The following is a 15,672-nucleotide window of genomic DNA, read 5'->3' as shown; positions in this document are numbered from 1 at the left end:
CCCATTTAATCCACGATTCTACGATCAAGGGGGCTAGTTTTGTTCATGATAACTATTTTCTTTAAAATTTTTATACAAAAAGAAGCAGGCTTGCATCGCCCGCCAAAAAAATGGATCCGTTTATTTTTTTAAAAGATCAAGCACCAGACCCTTTACATCTGCAATGGAATCGAGAATAAAATCGGCGCCGTGCTCCTCTAATTCGCTCCGAGCCTTTTGACCGGAAAGACCGGTGAGGACTCCTGCAAACCGGCAGCCCAGTTGTTTGGCACAGAGCAGGTCGGCGAGCGAATCTCCGACAATCAGGATTTGTTCTCCATCAGGCAACTGCTCAGGACGGCGGGCTGTCCAGCGCTTTAAATCACTGTCCTTGCCATGATAGGAAACAAGATAGGTAAAAGGATGCGGCTTGGCAAGCGGTGCCGCTTCGTAGCTCCGTTCTGCGGCAAGCACATCATCTGCGGTTACAATATGGTTCGAATCCAGCTCATCGATCCAGTTTAAATAGGTAAACGGTTTGAACGTTTCCAATCTCGGCCGTCCCGTAGCAATACCCACATGTATGCCATAATCATGAAATGCATGGAACATTCCGCGAATATCATTCGGGTCCGCCAGAGTTACCTCTTCGTTCATAAATCCCTTCTTACCTGTCTGAACCGAAGGCTTTCCTGTTGCTGCCAATACATTTTCATCACCAATATACCATTCTTGGGAAGCGTGTTCACCAATATGCCAAAAATCGCTTTTCGGCTTGAATGCCGCTGTTTCAATACCAAGCCGCCTTGAGGCAACCTCATTGAGAAAAAAGATTAGATCTTGTTTTACTGCTTTGGTTTCTTTGTAATCCGCCATAAAACGCTTAAAGTCGGGCCTTACAGGATATTTTTTAAACAATGAGCGAAACGCATTCAGCGTGGTCTGATCAATCGGCTTCTTCAACCATTCTACTGCCTGTGTCTTCGCCATGTCAGGAAGCTGAGTTATTAAGTGAATCAACTGCTCGGAAATCGTTATGTAAATCATGTCCCAATTGGCATTCATTCCGCGGGATTTCAAGAAATTCAGCACATCATCATTAAGAAAAACCTCTGATCGGGTTGCAGCAATCTCTTCATCACTGTATTTCGTTTGAAAAGGCTTGCCATCTCCAAGTCCTAAATAATTCTCGCTGCGCAGCAATTCATGCACAGTAAGCGCCGAGGCGTCAAAATAGCGCTCTTCACTGAGAAAAACACCATCGACATCAAATAAAACCGTTTGAATCATCTTTTCACCGACCTTCTCGCTCTTTCTATTAGTTTATCATAGGAAAACGTTACACGCATTTAATTTCCGTTTAATCCGCGGCCTTTTTTCGCAATAATTGTCCAGTTTTGCCCGCTGTTTTCTGTTCGGTACAAATCACCGTGTTTGGTGATCATAACCGCTTCTCCAAACTTCGCCGGATTTTGAACAATCCGAGTCACTGTGTCGTTTTCCACTGTGCCCATATCAAGATTGATTGATTTGTTCTGTTGAGGAATGATCTGGTACAGTGCTGTTTCTTTTCCTGCAACAGCAGCGAACAGTGCCACTTGTTTGCTAAAACTGAATGCAGCGCTCGAAACCGAATTACCTTTCAAGAACTGGTGAAAATGTGCGCCCAGATCTGTGCTGACGTACAGACCTTTCGTTGTCCCGATCGCCAGAACGTTATTATTGACCGGTGATGCTTCAAGGACTCGCACATTCCCGATCGGATTTTTCACTTTTACGACATCCCACGTATTGCCCCCGTCGTCAGAATAACGCAATGCAGATTCTCCGTCTGCTTCTTGGAGCCGGTACATACGTCCCGTTTTATACCCGAATGCCCAGAATCCTTCAAGAGAATCATTCAGTTCTCGGTGAGCGATCGGGTCTTGTTCCATTGTCTTCCACTGCAAATTACCCGTCTTATTCATCTGAATAAAACCGGAACCGCCGGCAAGAAACAAGTCTGCATGTGAACTGTCCTTAAGTTTTTCCGAGTGCCAGGAACCCTCTTTATAAGTAATCAGCTGCTTGTCTGTCCCAAGCCACAACGTTTTTCCATCCTTACTGTACCCGGCGCCGAGGACATGGATAAACCGGACACCAGCTCCGCTTGAATTCGCTGCATGAACCGCGTAGATAATCCAAACTGTCAGTCCCGCCAGCAAGAGAATAAAAACAATTTTAGCGGCAAGAAGCCAGAAAACCCACAACACGCTTTTCGCACCAGATGCTTTGTATTTTTCCTTCACTTCGTACCACTCCGTTATATATCATCCCCTATAGTTTAAAGAATCTTTTGCCAGAAACCCAGAATAATGCCCGCAATGCAGTTAAAACAGCGACGGTGCTCCATTGAGCGCCGTCGCTGTCCAAACGATTCGTTCATCTTTTAGTCGCCATTGAACAAGTTAAAAAGTCCGCCGGTGATGCTGCCCTCATCTTTACTGCGGCCGGCAGGATTGCCTGGCATCGCACTGAACACACGGCTGGCAAGCCTGCTGAATGGAAGCGATTGTACAAGCACTTTACCAGGACCCTGCAGTGTCGCAAAAAACAGACCTTCACCGCCAAACAAGGCGGTTTTCACACCTCTGACAAACTCAATATCATAAGTGACACTACTCGTCATGGCTACGAGGCAGCCGGTATCAACCTTCAGGGTTTCACCGGAAGCAAGATCAAGTTCTTTAATCATTCCGCCTGCATGGACAAAGGCAAGTCCGTCACCTTCAAGCTTCTGCATAATAAAGCCTTCACCGCCGAAGAAGCCGGCCCCCAGTTTCTTTTGAAAGGCGATGCCAACCGAAACACCTTTTGCGGCACACAGGAAGGAATCTTTCTGGCAGATCATCCGCTCACCATAAAGGCTCAAATCAAGAGGAATAATCTTCCCCGGATAAGGTGATGCAAACGATACGTGCTTCTTCCCTGCTCCTTCATTGGTAAATGCAGTCATAAACAGGCTCTCGCCGGTCAGCAGACGTTTACCGGCACCAAACAGTTTTCCCATCACACCGCCGTTTTGACTACTTCCATCACCGAAAATCGTCTCCATACCGATACCGTCTTCCATCATCATAAAGCTCCCCGCTTCGGCAATCACTGTTTCGTGAGGATCTAATTCAATTTCCACATATTGCATTTCCTGACCTTCTATTTTGTAGTCAATATCATGATTGTTCACTGTTTGCTTCCTCCCGTTCATGATGGCAACTCGAACTCAGAATACACGAGGCAAACGTCGTCTGCCCCTATTACTTAAACGCAATGATATAGTAATCTGTGACGGGTTCCTTAAAGGTTCCCGACGAGTTGATTAATTTGAGTTCGTCGTATAATTCTTTTTCAAAGTTTGCTGTATTTTTGCCAAGCTTACTTTTGCGACAGGTAGATGTGGAATATAGGTAACCGATAATTGATGGAATATCACGCTCACGTTCCGAGTGGATTTCACCGGTCAGTACGGAATGAAACGAAGATTTTGCTAAAAGCTGCTCATGCCGGACAGCCAGTTTCCTGCGTTCGAAATCAGGGAACCATTTGTCAATGGCGCGTTGGACAGCTTGCTGCCAATCAAGAGAAAGACTGCCAAGCAGATGTCCCTGCCCAACCAGTGCAAGCGCGCCGCCCTGTTCAAGAAGGTCGTAACTGAGCTTCAATACACGCTCGCGATCCATCCAATGAAAGGCGTCGCCAGCTGTGATCATCCGAAACGAGCCGAGTTCCGGGCTCATTTGTTCAGAGGGCATTTTTAACCATTTCATCGTATGAATATCGAGTAATTCACATTGACTGCGAGCAGATTGGAGCATATCCGAACTGACATCAATACCGACTGTTTCACTGAAATACCGTGCCATCGGAAAAGTCAGTTTGCCGGTTCCGCAGCCTAAATCAAGCAGCCGTCCTTTTCCATCAAGTCCGCATTTCAAAGCTAAAGTCCGAATCAGCCGCTCGCTGTATTGGCCGCGATATTTCAGATAATAGTAGGCAGCACCGTCATAAAGGCCATGAGCCTGTGTCGTCTGTTTCACTTGATCACCTGTTTCTTATCCTATTCGTTTGTTACATTCTGTTATTATACAAACCGATGATCATTCGGTTAAAATTCACGATATTCCTCTTTTTGCAATGAACACCTTCTCTATTTTAACATACTATACCTTCCGACCGGGTATTTTTAAAACGCAACACTCGAATTGCCGGTCCTTAATTTTTACAAGGGGATGAGAAGATGCATTGGTTCATGATCCTTTTAATCGGCATTGCGGCTAGCATTGATAATTTTGCGGTGGGCATGTCCTTTGGAATCAAGGGGAAGAGGATTACGTGGATCGCCAATTTATTTATGGCTGTCGTGGCTTTGGCAACCTCACTTATTACGATCATTGCCGGATCACTTCTCGGATTCACGATTCCGGAATTTCTTGCAAACCTGGTGAGCGGCGCAATCATACTTGGTATCGGCCTATGGTCGCTTTTCAGTGCTTGTATTCACCGAATGACGCCTTCAAAGACCATTCCCCAGGCTGATCAGATCGACCGCGACCAGAACAACCTGATTTCCTTTAATGAAACATTCTGGCTGAGCTTCGCACTCTCTTTTAATGCGATGGGCACCGCATTCGGTGCAGGCATCGGCGGTTTAAATCCGATCGGTGTGGCGCTGACCGTCGGCATTCTTTCGTACTTCTCAATTGATGCCGGCCAACGATTAGGATTAAAAAAACTTCGTTCACGAATGGGCACATTATCTGAATATGCTGCTTCAATTTTACTGATCTGTATCGGAATTTATACGATTTTCACATCGATGTAACCATCTTAAGTAAATCATTGTCTCCTGTCTTGGTGATCATGCAACGCCTGCACAAAGAACATCTGTCCGAGATCATTCGATTTAATTCATCGTTCGGACTAGCGGGCATTCTCAGCCTGGACGAGTCCTTTAATGAATAAATTTATAGTAAAAGTTCTTGCATTACGAGCTATACCACACCGTATTGCTCGTTGCGTTCTTAACGGAACGGTCCCTCCTTAGAATGACGGTACAGTTTAGACAGTTTTTTTATGAGCATATATAATCCATAAGTCGCTGATGCGTAAAAAGCACCGATGATCGCTCCTTCTAGAAGTTCCGCCCGTCTTTCAATAAAAGCGGCATAGAACAATCCGAATGCAAAAGTAGCCGCAAACAGCATCACATCATGTGCGTGGAAGAAAAGCTTCGCGAATACCAGCAGCAACATGATCGCGCCAAATGCGGCAGCCGCTTGGAAAATGATCATTTGAATCATCCGTTTCACCCGCTCTCATTGACTCTGGTTCATCATCTCATTTTTACGCAGAAGCCTGTCTTGAAATTCATCGAATATTTAGTCATACAAAAACCCCCGGAAATTGGATTTTGTTGTCCGATTTTCGGGGGCGGTTCATGTTCTCCTGAGTATTTGGTTTTTAATTATTTGTTATGAATCAACCTTCGGTAACCTTAATTTCTTTTTCAAGATCCTTGCGGGATAAATTCGCGTTCAGAAAACCGGCTGTCTCCGGAGTGTACAGGCTCATGTGCGATTTTTTATCAACATAGACCCTGCCATGATCCAATGTGTAATCAAAGACATGGCCGCCTCCCTTACGCTCCTCATCAATAAAGTGAAGATGGAAGCCGGACACTGCAATACCTTGCGTAAAGGCCGGTGACCAAAAACCGACAATCGTTCCTTTTGCATGCTTAAAGTGGAAAATCGGCTGCGTTTTAACTGCTTCTGTCATTGGAATTGGTTTTTCCTGATAAGCAACAGTCCGTGTACTCACTTCTTTAAACACACCGTCAATTCGAAAGGCGTAAAACAAATTCTCACTTTTCATTAGCTTTTTCAATTCTTTTTCAAACGCCGCCTTGTCTAAAGGTTGATTAAACGTCTTTTCAGCTGTCGGTTGAAAATAAGTCAGCGAGCAGAACGGGGTCCTGTCTTCACTTTTGAGCGGTGTAGCCGTACCGTCTCCCCGCAAACGATAAAACGCGCCATCGAAGGCGATCATTTCCCCATCCAGATGCTCGAACGTGCCGATGCCGAAATCACCATAGTTCTTGATTTCATCGTAGTTCATCGCCCCTTCAAAGACACCGTCCAGCAATGACGACATCGTTGAAAGCTGAAACAATCGACCTTTATCTTTTTCACTTGCCATTATGGAAAAAACCTTCTTTCTAAATAAGATTACAGCATCATTTTGAAAATAACGGCAATGATTAATTTAATTGGTTTGGAATCAGGCTCTTGCCAAGAGCAATGTTATCACTGTAATCGACCGGCACATCAATAATTACCGGCCCGTCGCTGTAGGCAAGACCTTCTTTCAGAACGCTTTCAAGTTCCTCAGGTTTCGTGACCTGGAGCCCTTTAGCACCAAATGCTTCTGCATATTTAACAATGTCAATCTTTCCGAAATCGACACCAGAAGTGCGGTCATACTTCATTTTCTGCTGGAACGCAACCATATCATACGTGCCGTCGCGCCAAACAATATGAACAATCGGCAGCTTCAAACGCACGGCTGTTTCCAGTTCCATAGCTGAGAAAAGGAAACCTCCGTCTCCAGACATAGAAATTGTTTTCGCATGATTATTTACCAGTGATGCAGCCATCGCCCAAGGAAGGGCAACGCCAAGAGTCTGCATGCCGTTGCTGAATAGCAAGGTCTTTGGTTCATAGGAACGGAAATGGCGCGCCATCCAGATATAGTGAGACCCCACATCACAAGTAACCGTGGTATCATCGCTGATCAAATGGCGCAGCGTGTGAATCAGGCTCAGCGGATGTACAAGGTTGCCGTTTGCTTGCTTAGGCGGTTCGTCGCGTGCATCGAGCTTGCGGCGCATACCTTCCAGATAAGCAATACGTTCCTGCGTCATATTCAAATTTGTTAATTTATCTTTAATTCGCTGGACGTTTGACGGAATATCACCAACAAGTTCAATCGAAGGCTGGTAATAATGATCAATATCCGCACGTACTTCATCCAAATGAATAATTGTACGTGCACCGACGTTGTTCCAGAATTTCGGATCATATTCAACAGAATCATAACCGATCGTTACCACAACATCCGCTTTTTCAAGCACCAAATCGCCTGGCTGATTGCGGAACAACCCGATACGTCCAAAGAAATGTTCCTCCATGTTTCGAGGAATCAAACCGGCTGCCTGGAATGTTTCTACAACAGGGAAAGCAATTTTGCCCAGCAAAGAACGCACGGCAGATACAACTGAGAAACGGTTCGCACGCATACCCGCGAGAATAACCGGCATCTTCGCATTCTTGATCGCCTCTACTGCTTTGTCAATTGCTTCTTCAGAAGCAGTTCCCAGTTTCGGACTCTCAAGTGGCCCCAGTGCATTTACGGTTGTTTTGGAAACGAGTACATCCTGAGGAAAGCTGACAATGCTGGCTCCTGCCGATGTTGATTCGGCAGCACGAAAGGCATTGGTGACAACTTCTGGTACGTTTTTAGGATCAACGACTTCAGCACTGTATTTGGAAATCGGTTGAAACAGAGCAGCGTTGTCCATGGATTGATGGGTACGCTTCAGACGATCCGCTCTCGGAACAGCTCCAACTAATGCGACAATCGGATCGTTCTCTACATTAGCTGTAACAATACCGGTCGCGAGATTAGAGGCACCCGGTCCGGAGGTTACCAAACAGACACCCGGCTTGCAGGTAATCCGTCCGATCGCCGCCGCCATAAATGCGGCGTTCTGTTCATGACGGCATACGATCAGCTCCGGTCCGCGATCCTTTAGGACATCATACACAGCATCGATTTTTGCTCCCGGTATCCCAAATACGTATTTCACACCTTGCTTGATCAGGCAGTCAACGACAAGTTCCGCACCGGTTGCCAGTTTCTGTTCTTCCTTTTTTAAATTACTCACAATCATTTCCTCCTCATTAGGGTGAGTGTTCGTGTATCTGCTCAATACTTTTTTAATGGAGCACCGGCAGATCGTCCGCACTTTTTTCATGATCTCTGTGACTAATATCATTTTACCGCTTCCATTAACCAATGTGAAATATATTATTGAACACCATGTAATACACAGAGTATATTAATAAGGAAATCACTTTTTAATTTCTGCTGAAAACAATTCACAAAAGGAGTATTCTGAAAATCATGGAACTTCGCCATTTTATTTATTTCATCACGGTTGCAGAAGAGCTTCATTTCGGACGAGCTGCCGCACGCCTGCAAATGACACAGCCGCCATTAAGCAAACAGATCCAGCAATTTGAAGAAGAAATTGGTGTCGCTCTGTTCAAACGAAATAAACGCCATGTCGAACTGACAACTGCCGGAGAGCTGTTTCTTCCAGAAGCACGCGAGGTCGTTGCCCAAGTCAACCAGGCTGTTGATACGGCGCAGCGGGCACATCGCGGCGAATTCGGGCGTTTAGTGATCGGATTCGTCGGATCGGCAACCTATGATATACTCCCGCAGATTATCAGGGAGTACAGACGTATTTTCCCGCATGTCTCCATACGTCTTCATGAATTCTCCACTCCGGATCAAGTAAATGCACTCATTGGTGATCGAATTGATGTCGGACTTTTGCACCCTCCGGTCAGCAGTTCTTTAATTGATACCATTCCAATCAAGCGCGGATTTGCCGCGCTTTCGCTGCCGAAGAATCACCCGTTGGCAAAAAAAGAACGAATCCGGATTGAAGATCTGAAAGATGTTCCATTTATACTTGTTTCACGAGACATTTGGCCTGGCCTGTACGACGAATTTCTTTCGCTCTTTCAACAGGTCGATTTCACACCGAAGATTGTTCAAGAGGCAACGGAATACCAGATGGTCGTTGGGCTTGTTTCCGCCGGTATCGGAATCGGTGTTGTTCCCGCTTCCGCAGAGAAGCTGTTCAATTTGGAGGTTGTGTACCGAAAAATTGACGATTATCCGCTTAAGGCAGTACTCTCGCTTGCTTATTTAAAAAAAAATACGAATCCGGCTCTGAAGCAGTTTGTCTCACTGACCAGACGGATTCGTATCGAAGGATCCTAATTTTCATGATTTTATCAAGCTGTCATCCTTGCTTTTGCGACGCAAACGAATCAATCGAATCATGTGGGAAATAAAGGTTTTGATCATTGCATAGGTCGGTACAGCAAGAATCATGCCGATTGGGCCGATCCATTTGCCGGCGACAAGCAGCAGAACGATGATGGTCAGCGGGTGGGTGTTCAGCCGTTTACCCATGACAAGCGGCGAAATCAGATGACCGTCAAGCTGCTGGACGATGACGATAACAGCGAGGACAAGCAGTGCTTTGGTCGGTGAATCCATCAGCGCAATGACCAGCGCCGGCGTTGCACCCAAGATCGGTCCAAGGTAAGGAATGATGTTGGTCACGCCGACAATCAGTCCGAGGAGCAAGCTGTACGGCAGACCAATCACAGCAAAACCGATACTCGATGTGATGCCGACAAATGACGCAACAATAATTAATCCGTGAATATACGAAGACAGCGTGTCATTCAGATCGCCGAGAATGTGATTCACCTCATCATGGTATTTATGAGGGAAAAAACGAGTCACCGCTTTCGGCAGACGATTGCCGTCCTTAAGCATATAAAAGAGAATAAACGGGACCGTCACCACAGTCAGCGTCACATTAACTAGTACACTGAAGAATGTAGACAGCCCGGAACCTGCATTGTCGGTAAACTCTTTTAGCATTTTTTCGAGACTGCTTTGAATTTTATCAATAGAATAATAGTCTTGATGGATCAGCCATTTAAATCCTTGAGAGTCAGCAAGATGCTCAATACTTTTTCTCCAGCTCGTCATGTAATCCGGAAGCTGGCCGAATAACGATTTAATCTGTTCGGTCAGCGGAGGCCCGACAATCACCACAAGCAAAGCGATTAAGCCGGTTAATATAATGTAAATAATTAAAATGCTGAGCGTTCGTGGAATCTTCATTCGCTGGAAAATATCTACGAAAGGACTGATCAAGAAGAAAAGGAATCCGGCCACAATAATCGGAAAAAACAGCGTTGTGATCAGAGTAACAACCGGAACAAAAATAAATGATATCTTTGTCAGTATAAAAATAAGCAGCGCTATTCCCAAGAGTTCAATGGTCCAGAAAATCAAGTTCGAATGTTTTTTCAGCACAGTTTCCACACCTTTTCTCAAGTCCATGAAGGACATAGCTTCCACAAGTTATTAGTCTAATTATAGCTTGATATTAAGATACGAAGCAATGATAATCATGCCAATTTTCAAAGTGCGGCGGCGCCAGCCTCTAGCATGATTGACTTGTTTAGGGGTATAATCAACTATCATGTACTCGGCAGGAAAAAGGATGTGGCATAATGAGCATCATTTCAATCTTACTGACGATTTTACTTGGAACCAACCTTCTGCTTGGGGCGACTGTCGTCTTTCTCGAACGTAAAAGCGTCAGCTCCACTTGGGCATGGTTGATGATTCTCAACTTTCTCCCAATTGTCGGATTCATATTATATATTATCTTCGGACAAAACTTGAGCAGACGAAAAATCTTTAAGTGGGATCATGCGGTTCATCAGCGAACAAAAGAAACGGTTGGCAGACAAATGCTTAAGATTGTCAACCATGACCCCCCCTTCTCCCAACCGATCCTTTGCGATTATCACGGTCTTATTTATATGAATCTTAATAATGATGAAGCACCGCTTACCTTAAATAATAAATTGTCTATTTTCACAAGCGGAGAATCCAAGTTTCAGAGTCTTCTGCAGGATATCCGATCTGCAAAACACCATATTCATATTGAATACTACATTTTTCGGGGTGATTTTTTAGGAAATGAATTGATTGACACACTCATTCAAAAAGCGGAACAAGGAGTCATTGTCCGCCTGCTTGTCGATGATGAAGGTTCAAGACGCCTGCCCAAGAAACTTATCCGCCGCCTGACTCATGCAGGCGGCAAATTTCACACCTTTTTCCCTGGTCGTCTACCGCTCTTGAATTTGCGTATTAATTATCGTAATCACCGGAAACTCGTTATTGTCGACAGTTCAATCGGCTACATCGGCGGATTCAATGTTGGCGATGAATATCTTGGTCTCAGTAAGAAATTCGGTTTTTGGCGTGATACGCATTTGCGAATTGTCGGAGAAGCTGTGAACAGCATTCAATCACGATTCTTTCTTGATTGGAACCAGGCATCAGGTGAACAGGTTCCGTTTCAATCCTATTATTCAATGGATGATCAGAAAAAGTATGGGGAGGTCGGCATTCAAATCGTATCAAGCGGTCCCGATCAGAAATGGGAACAAATTAAAAATGCATTTATTAAAATGATCCTGTCGGCAAAAGAAACCATTTACATCCAAACCCCTTATCTGATCCCGGATGAAAGTCTGATGAATGCCATATCGATTGCATCCCTCTCGCATGTGGATGTCCGGATCATGATCCCGAACAAGCCGGATCATCCATTTGTCTATTGGGCAACTTTCTCGAATGTCGGACTGCTGCTTGAAGCAGGAGCACGTGTTTACCGTTACCAAAACGGCTTTCTGCACGCGAAAACAATCATTGTTGATGACCGCATTGCAACCGTCGGTACGTCAAATCTCGATTTTCGCAGCTTCAGTCTCAACTTTGAAGTCAATGCGTTTATCTACCATCAGCAAACCGCGAAACAGCTGTCGCAAATCTTTAAGAAGGATATTCGATTATCAAAAGAATTGACTATGTCCGACTACCGCAATCGTTCCTTTATTATCAAATTTAAAGAAAGTATCTCGCGCTTGCTGTCCCCGGTGCTGTAGTAAAATGAAAGAGCCGAGCGAAATCCCCATCGCTTGGCTCTTTTTCTTGTTTGTTATTCATTTATTCTTCTATTCCTTCAGACATACGAATCGGTCTTAATGCGGGAACACCTTCAGGTACATCCTGATGCTGCCTGAGAATTCCCTTAATCGCTTCGGTCAGCGGAACAACCTGTTTCGTCCTATAGTCATAACCGATAAGCGTCACGCGTCCACGTGCATGCCAATTGCCGCTCGGTCCCGCAATCGCATGTTCCACATCAAAGCTGGAACGGGAAATCGTGCTGATCCATGTATAAATGGTAATTTCTTCGTCATAGTTGATTTCCTGAATGTAATCACAATGTGTCGAAGCAACAATCACACGCCAGTCATTCAAATCCATATTCGGCGTGAACCAGCGGAAAATCTCGCGTTTCCCTTCTTCGAAGTAAGTATAGTAGACTGCATTGTTAACGTGCCCCATAGCATCGCAGTCAACAAAACGTACCGGAAGTTTTGTCGTAATCATTTATAAGCCCCCATGAGTTCCGATTAATAGCTACCGGGGACTAGTTTACCACAACCGAGCCTGACTGTGTGCCAGTCTTCCTTAACAATTCCGTGTTCGGAAGAAGCTTTTCCGCGCGATATTCCGAAGGAGAGCATTGTTCATACTTCTTAAACATTTTTGTAAACGAAGCATTATATTCATAGCCTAACTGATAGGAAATTGTCAGCACACTCAATTTCGAATCACCAAGCAGCTCCTTTGCTCGATGAATGCGAAGAAAATGAATATATTCAAGCGGGGTCATCTTCATTTTGCGTTTAAACCAATCACAATAATAGGATGGCGTATAATGCTCCATCGCAGCAAGCGATTTCACGTCGATCTTTTCAGTATAATGCTGATGAATGAAACGTATGGACACGCTCGCCGGTTTCTCGGCCATTTTATGAAGCCAGTAATTGAGCAATATAACAGCCTCTTCATGATTGCCCTGCATCACTTCATGAATGAGCAGATCCTTAACGGACTGCCAGATGATGCTTAAGTTCCAAATCAACTCACTTTGCCCGTCCAATTGATTTCTCAGATTTTCACGGATGTAACGTCCGGGGATTTCAATCACAAGACTTTCATTAGACTCAGTTGAGCAGAGAGAGTAAGAAAGACCGACAGATAGCAAGCAAAACTGAGAACTATTCACTCGCTTTTCGCCGGACTGAGTTAAGATACCCGTGTATCCATGAATCGGAATCACAATTTTACAATGCGTCGCGCTACAATAATGTTGTTCCTCGCTGAATGACATAAAGTAAAAATAGATGCCTTCCAATGGGTCGGACCTCCTGTCATCTTGTTGTCTGTCTCGGTTGACGAATGGCCGTCTCCTTTTAATCTTCTATCCGTTTTTCCCTCTCAATTAACCTTCATTTGGTAGTATATCAGATAATAGAAACGTGTGCGTTCGAAAATAGCTCTTTTCTTAATAAAAAGTCAATCCAAATCCTAGAAGTCAACAAATTTGCATTTTGTAACCGCATACTATGAAAAATGGAAAAATTAAATCCGAAAAACGGAAAAGTAATGGACTTGCATTCCTTTTATACTCTTCCTGTTAAAACAAATTGCAGGGGGAAAATGAATCAATGCATCAGTTAATCGCGGAATTTTTGGGGACGGCGTTAATGATTATTTTTGGTGTCGGCGTGCACTGCTGTGAGGTGCTGAAGACATCAAAATATCAGAACTCCGGTCACATTTTCGCCATTACAACATGGGGTTTCGGTATTACAATCTCATTATTTATCTTTGGAAATGTTTGCATCAATCCCGCGATGGTTGTCGCACAAGCCATTCTCGGCAACATTCCATGGTCAAGCGTGATCCCATTAAGTATTGCAGAAGTACTCGGCGGTATCGTCGGTTCTATCGTTGTCTTTATCGCTTATTACGATCAATTCAAAGCATCGAAGGATATCGACCGGGTAAAAATTCGCAACATCTTCTCAACAAACCCAAACGTGCGCAATTTACCGCGCAACTTTTTTGTCGAATTTATTGATACGTTTATTTTTATTACCGCAATCTTAGCAATCTGCTCAGTTAAAACACCGGGAATCGTGCCGATCGCCGTTGGTCTTCTTGTATGGGCAATCGGTATGGGCATGGGTGGTCCTACAGGATTCGCCATGAACCTCGCTCGAGACATGGGCCCTCGTATTGCTCATGCCATTCTGCCGATTCCGGGCGGGAAAGCAAACAATGACTGGCAATACGGCATTCTTGTACCAGGGATCGCACCGTTCCTCGGCGCAGCTTGCGCGGCTTTATTTGCTCGCGGGTTCCTCGGCCTCTAATTTATATTCATAAAAAGCATAGCAAGACCGGAAGGCGTTAATTACTGCTCTTCCGGTCTTTTTATTCATTCAAATTTATTTCATTTGCCACTGCGAAGAAACATAAAATAGGAGCAGACTAAAAATTAATTATTGCAATATTACTTAAAATGTATATTTTTCTTATTAATTAATTCACAATATTGTGCCTAAATTGTAACAAACAATCAGGTTCCTTCTAATATGTTGTGATTTTTAAATTTTGATTTACCTGCTTTTTCCGGAATGCCCGGACTTTCGGAATCTCTTTACAAACAAATTATTTTCAGCGTAAACTTATTCGAGTGACTGGAAAAGAAATGGGTTCGCAGCCATTTTCTCACGTAATAATTTTAAACAGATTAGAGGTGTACTATTATGGTGGATATGCCAAGCATTACAGAACTTGAGGATTTTCTGATCTATGGTCGATTTAAAAATTTTTCTCTGGCAGCTAAAGAGGCCAAGGTAACTCAATCGGCCTTCAGTTTTCAAATGAAAAAATTGGAGCAAATCATCGGCGTTAAGCTGATTGAGCGTTCTAATCGAGGCAGTAAGCTCACTCCGGAAGGAGAATTTTTTTACCGAAAAATAAATGAAATTCTTCCAAATTTAAAAACAGCCATTTATGATGTCCAACAGGTTACTGGCAAAAAACCACTTGAGCTGAAAGTCGGCGTACTGACCTCATTGGGTGATGTGCTCATGAATCAGCATGCCGCCTATTTTCATCAAAAATATTCTAATATTTTCATTACCGTCTACAGCATGGAAAAAAGTAATTTGATTCATTCTTTGGAAAACGAACGTATTGATATTGCCTCGACATTTCTTTCGCCTGATATGCAATTGGGTCCCTACGACAAGGCTTTTTTCAGAATGGATCGAATTGCCTATTACGCCCCGAATCTATCTTTTTTTGGAAAGAAGATCAGTGCCGAAACAATTTTACACTACCCGTTCGTCAAATATCCGACACATTATCTGATGAGCAGTATCACCGACAACTATTTAATTCATAATGCCCATGCCGAACCCAAGGCGACGGTTCAATTATCCACACCCTATGCCATCGTAAATTACTGCAAAGAGAATAATTCGGGCGCCCTGCTTCCCGAACGGCTGCTTACCGCGCTTCAAGAAAATAGGCAGCCGGGAATGCAGTATGCCATTGACCCGATTCTTGATCTGAAAACCTATCTCTTATACAAAAAAGAAAATCCCAAATACGATATGATGAAGCTGTTTATCGATTACGTCATTAAGCTCAATAAAGCGTTTCGAATGGAATAACAAAGCCTTTACTCTTTTTTAATTCTTCGCAGGTTCACCAAAGATTTTCCGCATCGAAAGCCTTTTCACTTTTTCTGTCCCACCTTATCTCCTTCCCCACAAGCTGCCATCATTTTTTTTTATAACTGTCATCTTTTATATTTGTTATACAAAACGCAAA

Annotated in this window: 15 protein-coding genes; 5 read left to right on the top strand and 10 right to left on the bottom strand. The window is 44.0% G+C overall.

Translation table 11 applies throughout. The features are described 5' to 3' along the window. Positions 1 to 120 precede the first annotated feature (120 nt). From NIE88_RS05515 to NIE88_RS05500, 4 genes are all read right to left on the bottom strand, one after another. Complete coding sequence (locus NIE88_RS05515) at positions 121 to 1,269, bottom strand: HAD family hydrolase (RefSeq protein ID WP_253059942.1); 1,149 nt, start codon at positions 1,267 to 1,269, stop codon at positions 121 to 123. Between the two features lie 59 nt (positions 1,270 to 1,328). Next, a complete protein-coding gene (locus NIE88_RS05510; RefSeq protein ID WP_253059940.1) occupies positions 1,329 to 2,267 on the bottom strand; it encodes a hypothetical protein in 939 nt (312 codons plus the stop codon). A gap of 140 nt (positions 2,268 to 2,407) precedes the next feature. Beyond that, complete coding sequence (locus NIE88_RS05505; protein ID WP_253059938.1) at positions 2,408 to 3,202, bottom strand: TIGR00266 family protein; 795 nt, start codon at positions 3,200 to 3,202, stop codon at positions 2,408 to 2,410. Between the two features lie 70 nt (positions 3,203 to 3,272). After that, the gene (locus NIE88_RS05500) at positions 3,273 to 4,052 is read right to left on the bottom strand and encodes a class I SAM-dependent methyltransferase (RefSeq protein WP_253059934.1); all 780 of its coding nucleotides are present in this window, start codon (positions 4,050 to 4,052) and stop codon (positions 3,273 to 3,275) included. 200 nt (positions 4,053 to 4,252) lie between these two features. On the opposite strand from NIE88_RS05500, the gene NIE88_RS05495 reads away from it, so the two are divergent. Beyond that, on the top strand, positions 4,253 to 4,837 hold the full coding sequence (locus NIE88_RS05495; RefSeq protein ID WP_253059932.1) for a manganese efflux pump MntP: 585 nt from the start codon (positions 4,253 to 4,255) through the stop codon (positions 4,835 to 4,837). Between the two features lie 199 nt (positions 4,838 to 5,036). Here NIE88_RS05495 and NIE88_RS05490 read toward each other — a convergent pair whose 3' ends face one another. The 3 genes from NIE88_RS05490 to alsS all read right to left on the bottom strand — a co-directional run bounded on the left by NIE88_RS05490 (position 5,037) and on the right by alsS (position 7,963). Beyond that, positions 5,037 to 5,315 carry a hypothetical protein gene (locus NIE88_RS05490; protein ID WP_253059930.1) on the bottom strand — a complete coding sequence of 93 codons (279 nt, stop codon included), beginning with the start codon at positions 5,313 to 5,315 and terminating at the stop codon, positions 5,037 to 5,039. A 178-nt stretch (positions 5,316 to 5,493) separates the two neighbouring features. Next, positions 5,494 to 6,213: an acetolactate decarboxylase gene (gene budA / locus NIE88_RS05485; protein WP_253059928.1), complete on the bottom strand. Its 720-nt coding sequence runs from the start codon at positions 6,211 to 6,213 to the stop codon at positions 5,494 to 5,496. A 61-nt stretch (positions 6,214 to 6,274) separates the two neighbouring features. Then, positions 6,275 to 7,963 carry an acetolactate synthase AlsS gene (alsS, locus tag NIE88_RS05480; RefSeq protein WP_373689405.1) on the bottom strand — a complete coding sequence of 563 codons (1,689 nt, stop codon included), beginning with the start codon at positions 7,961 to 7,963 and terminating at the stop codon, positions 6,275 to 6,277. A 236-nt stretch (positions 7,964 to 8,199) separates the two neighbouring features. Here alsS and alsR point away from each other — a divergent pair, with 236 nt between their 5' ends. Then, positions 8,200 to 9,090 (top strand): acetoin biosynthesis transcriptional regulator AlsR, encoded by an 891-nt coding sequence (gene alsR / locus NIE88_RS05475; protein WP_253059920.1) that lies wholly within the window; start codon positions 8,200 to 8,202, stop codon positions 9,088 to 9,090. A gap of 3 nt (positions 9,091 to 9,093) precedes the next feature. On the opposite strand, the gene NIE88_RS05470 is transcribed toward alsR, so the two are convergent. Beyond that, positions 9,094 to 10,233 (bottom strand): AI-2E family transporter, encoded by a 1,140-nt coding sequence (locus tag NIE88_RS05470; protein ID WP_253059918.1) that lies wholly within the window; start codon positions 10,231 to 10,233, stop codon positions 9,094 to 9,096. A gap of 173 nt (positions 10,234 to 10,406) precedes the next feature. Between NIE88_RS05470 and cls the strand changes: the two genes are divergently transcribed. Continuing rightward, entirely contained in the window at positions 10,407 to 11,855 is a 1,449-nt protein-coding gene (gene cls / locus NIE88_RS05465) for a cardiolipin synthase (protein WP_253059909.1), read from the top strand. A gap of 61 nt (positions 11,856 to 11,916) precedes the next feature. Here the strand turns inward: cls and NIE88_RS05460 are convergent, their stop codons facing one another. After that, positions 11,917 to 12,366 (bottom strand): acyl-CoA thioesterase, encoded by a 450-nt coding sequence (locus NIE88_RS05460; protein ID WP_253059907.1) that lies wholly within the window; start codon positions 12,364 to 12,366, stop codon positions 11,917 to 11,919. 40 nt (positions 12,367 to 12,406) lie between these two features. Continuing rightward, entirely contained in the window at positions 12,407 to 13,177 is a 771-nt protein-coding gene (locus NIE88_RS05455; RefSeq protein ID WP_253059905.1) for an AraC family transcriptional regulator, read from the bottom strand. 313 nt (positions 13,178 to 13,490) lie between these two features. On the opposite strand from NIE88_RS05455, the gene larD reads away from it, so the two are divergent. Both larD and NIE88_RS05445 read left to right on the top strand, forming a co-directional pair. Continuing rightward, positions 13,491 to 14,201, top strand: a complete 711-nt coding sequence (gene larD / locus NIE88_RS05450) for a D/L-lactic acid transporter LarD (RefSeq protein ID WP_253059903.1) — start codon at positions 13,491 to 13,493, stop codon at positions 14,199 to 14,201. Positions 14,202 to 14,597: 396 nt separating this feature from the next. Beyond that, positions 14,598 to 15,512 carry a LysR family transcriptional regulator gene (locus NIE88_RS05445; protein WP_253059901.1) on the top strand — a complete coding sequence of 305 codons (915 nt, stop codon included), beginning with the start codon at positions 14,598 to 14,600 and terminating at the stop codon, positions 15,510 to 15,512. The last annotated feature ends 160 nt before the right edge of the window (positions 15,513 to 15,672 follow it).

Source organism: Sporolactobacillus shoreicorticis (assembly GCF_024125445.1).
In the GTDB taxonomy this organism is placed as follows: domain Bacteria; phylum Bacillota; class Bacilli; order Bacillales; family Sporolactobacillaceae; genus Sporolactobacillus; species Sporolactobacillus shoreicorticis.
Note: the sequence above shows the minus strand (reverse complement) of the source record. Positions and strands in the feature narration are given on the sequence as shown.

Excerpts from the sequence above, each read along its gene's own strand:
- alsR (WP_253059920.1), top strand. The coding sequence starts at position 8,200 with ATGGAACTTCGCCATTTTATTTATTTCATCACGGTTGCAGAAGAGCTT.
- cls (WP_253059909.1), top strand. The coding sequence starts at position 10,407 with ATGAGCATCATTTCAATCTTACTGACGATTTTACTTGGAACCAACCTT.
- NIE88_RS05495 (WP_253059932.1), top strand. The coding sequence starts at position 4,253 with ATGCATTGGTTCATGATCCTTTTAATCGGCATTGCGGCTAGCATTGAT.
- NIE88_RS05490 (WP_253059930.1), bottom strand. The coding sequence starts at position 5,315 with ATGATTCAAATGATCATTTTCCAAGCGGCTGCCGCATTTGGCGCGATC.
- NIE88_RS05470 (WP_253059918.1), bottom strand. The coding sequence starts at position 10,233 with ATGGACTTGAGAAAAGGTGTGGAAACTGTGCTGAAAAAACATTCGAAC.
- larD (WP_253059903.1), top strand. The coding sequence starts at position 13,491 with ATGCATCAGTTAATCGCGGAATTTTTGGGGACGGCGTTAATGATTATT.
- NIE88_RS05515 (WP_253059942.1), bottom strand. The coding sequence starts at position 1,269 with ATGATTCAAACGGTTTTATTTGATGTCGATGGTGTTTTTCTCAGTGAA.
- NIE88_RS05460 (WP_253059907.1), bottom strand. The coding sequence starts at position 12,366 with ATGATTACGACAAAACTTCCGGTACGTTTTGTTGACTGCGATGCTATG.
- NIE88_RS05445 (WP_253059901.1), top strand. The coding sequence starts at position 14,598 with ATGGTGGATATGCCAAGCATTACAGAACTTGAGGATTTTCTGATCTAT.
- budA (WP_253059928.1), bottom strand. The coding sequence starts at position 6,213 with ATGGCAAGTGAAAAAGATAAAGGTCGATTGTTTCAGCTTTCAACGATG.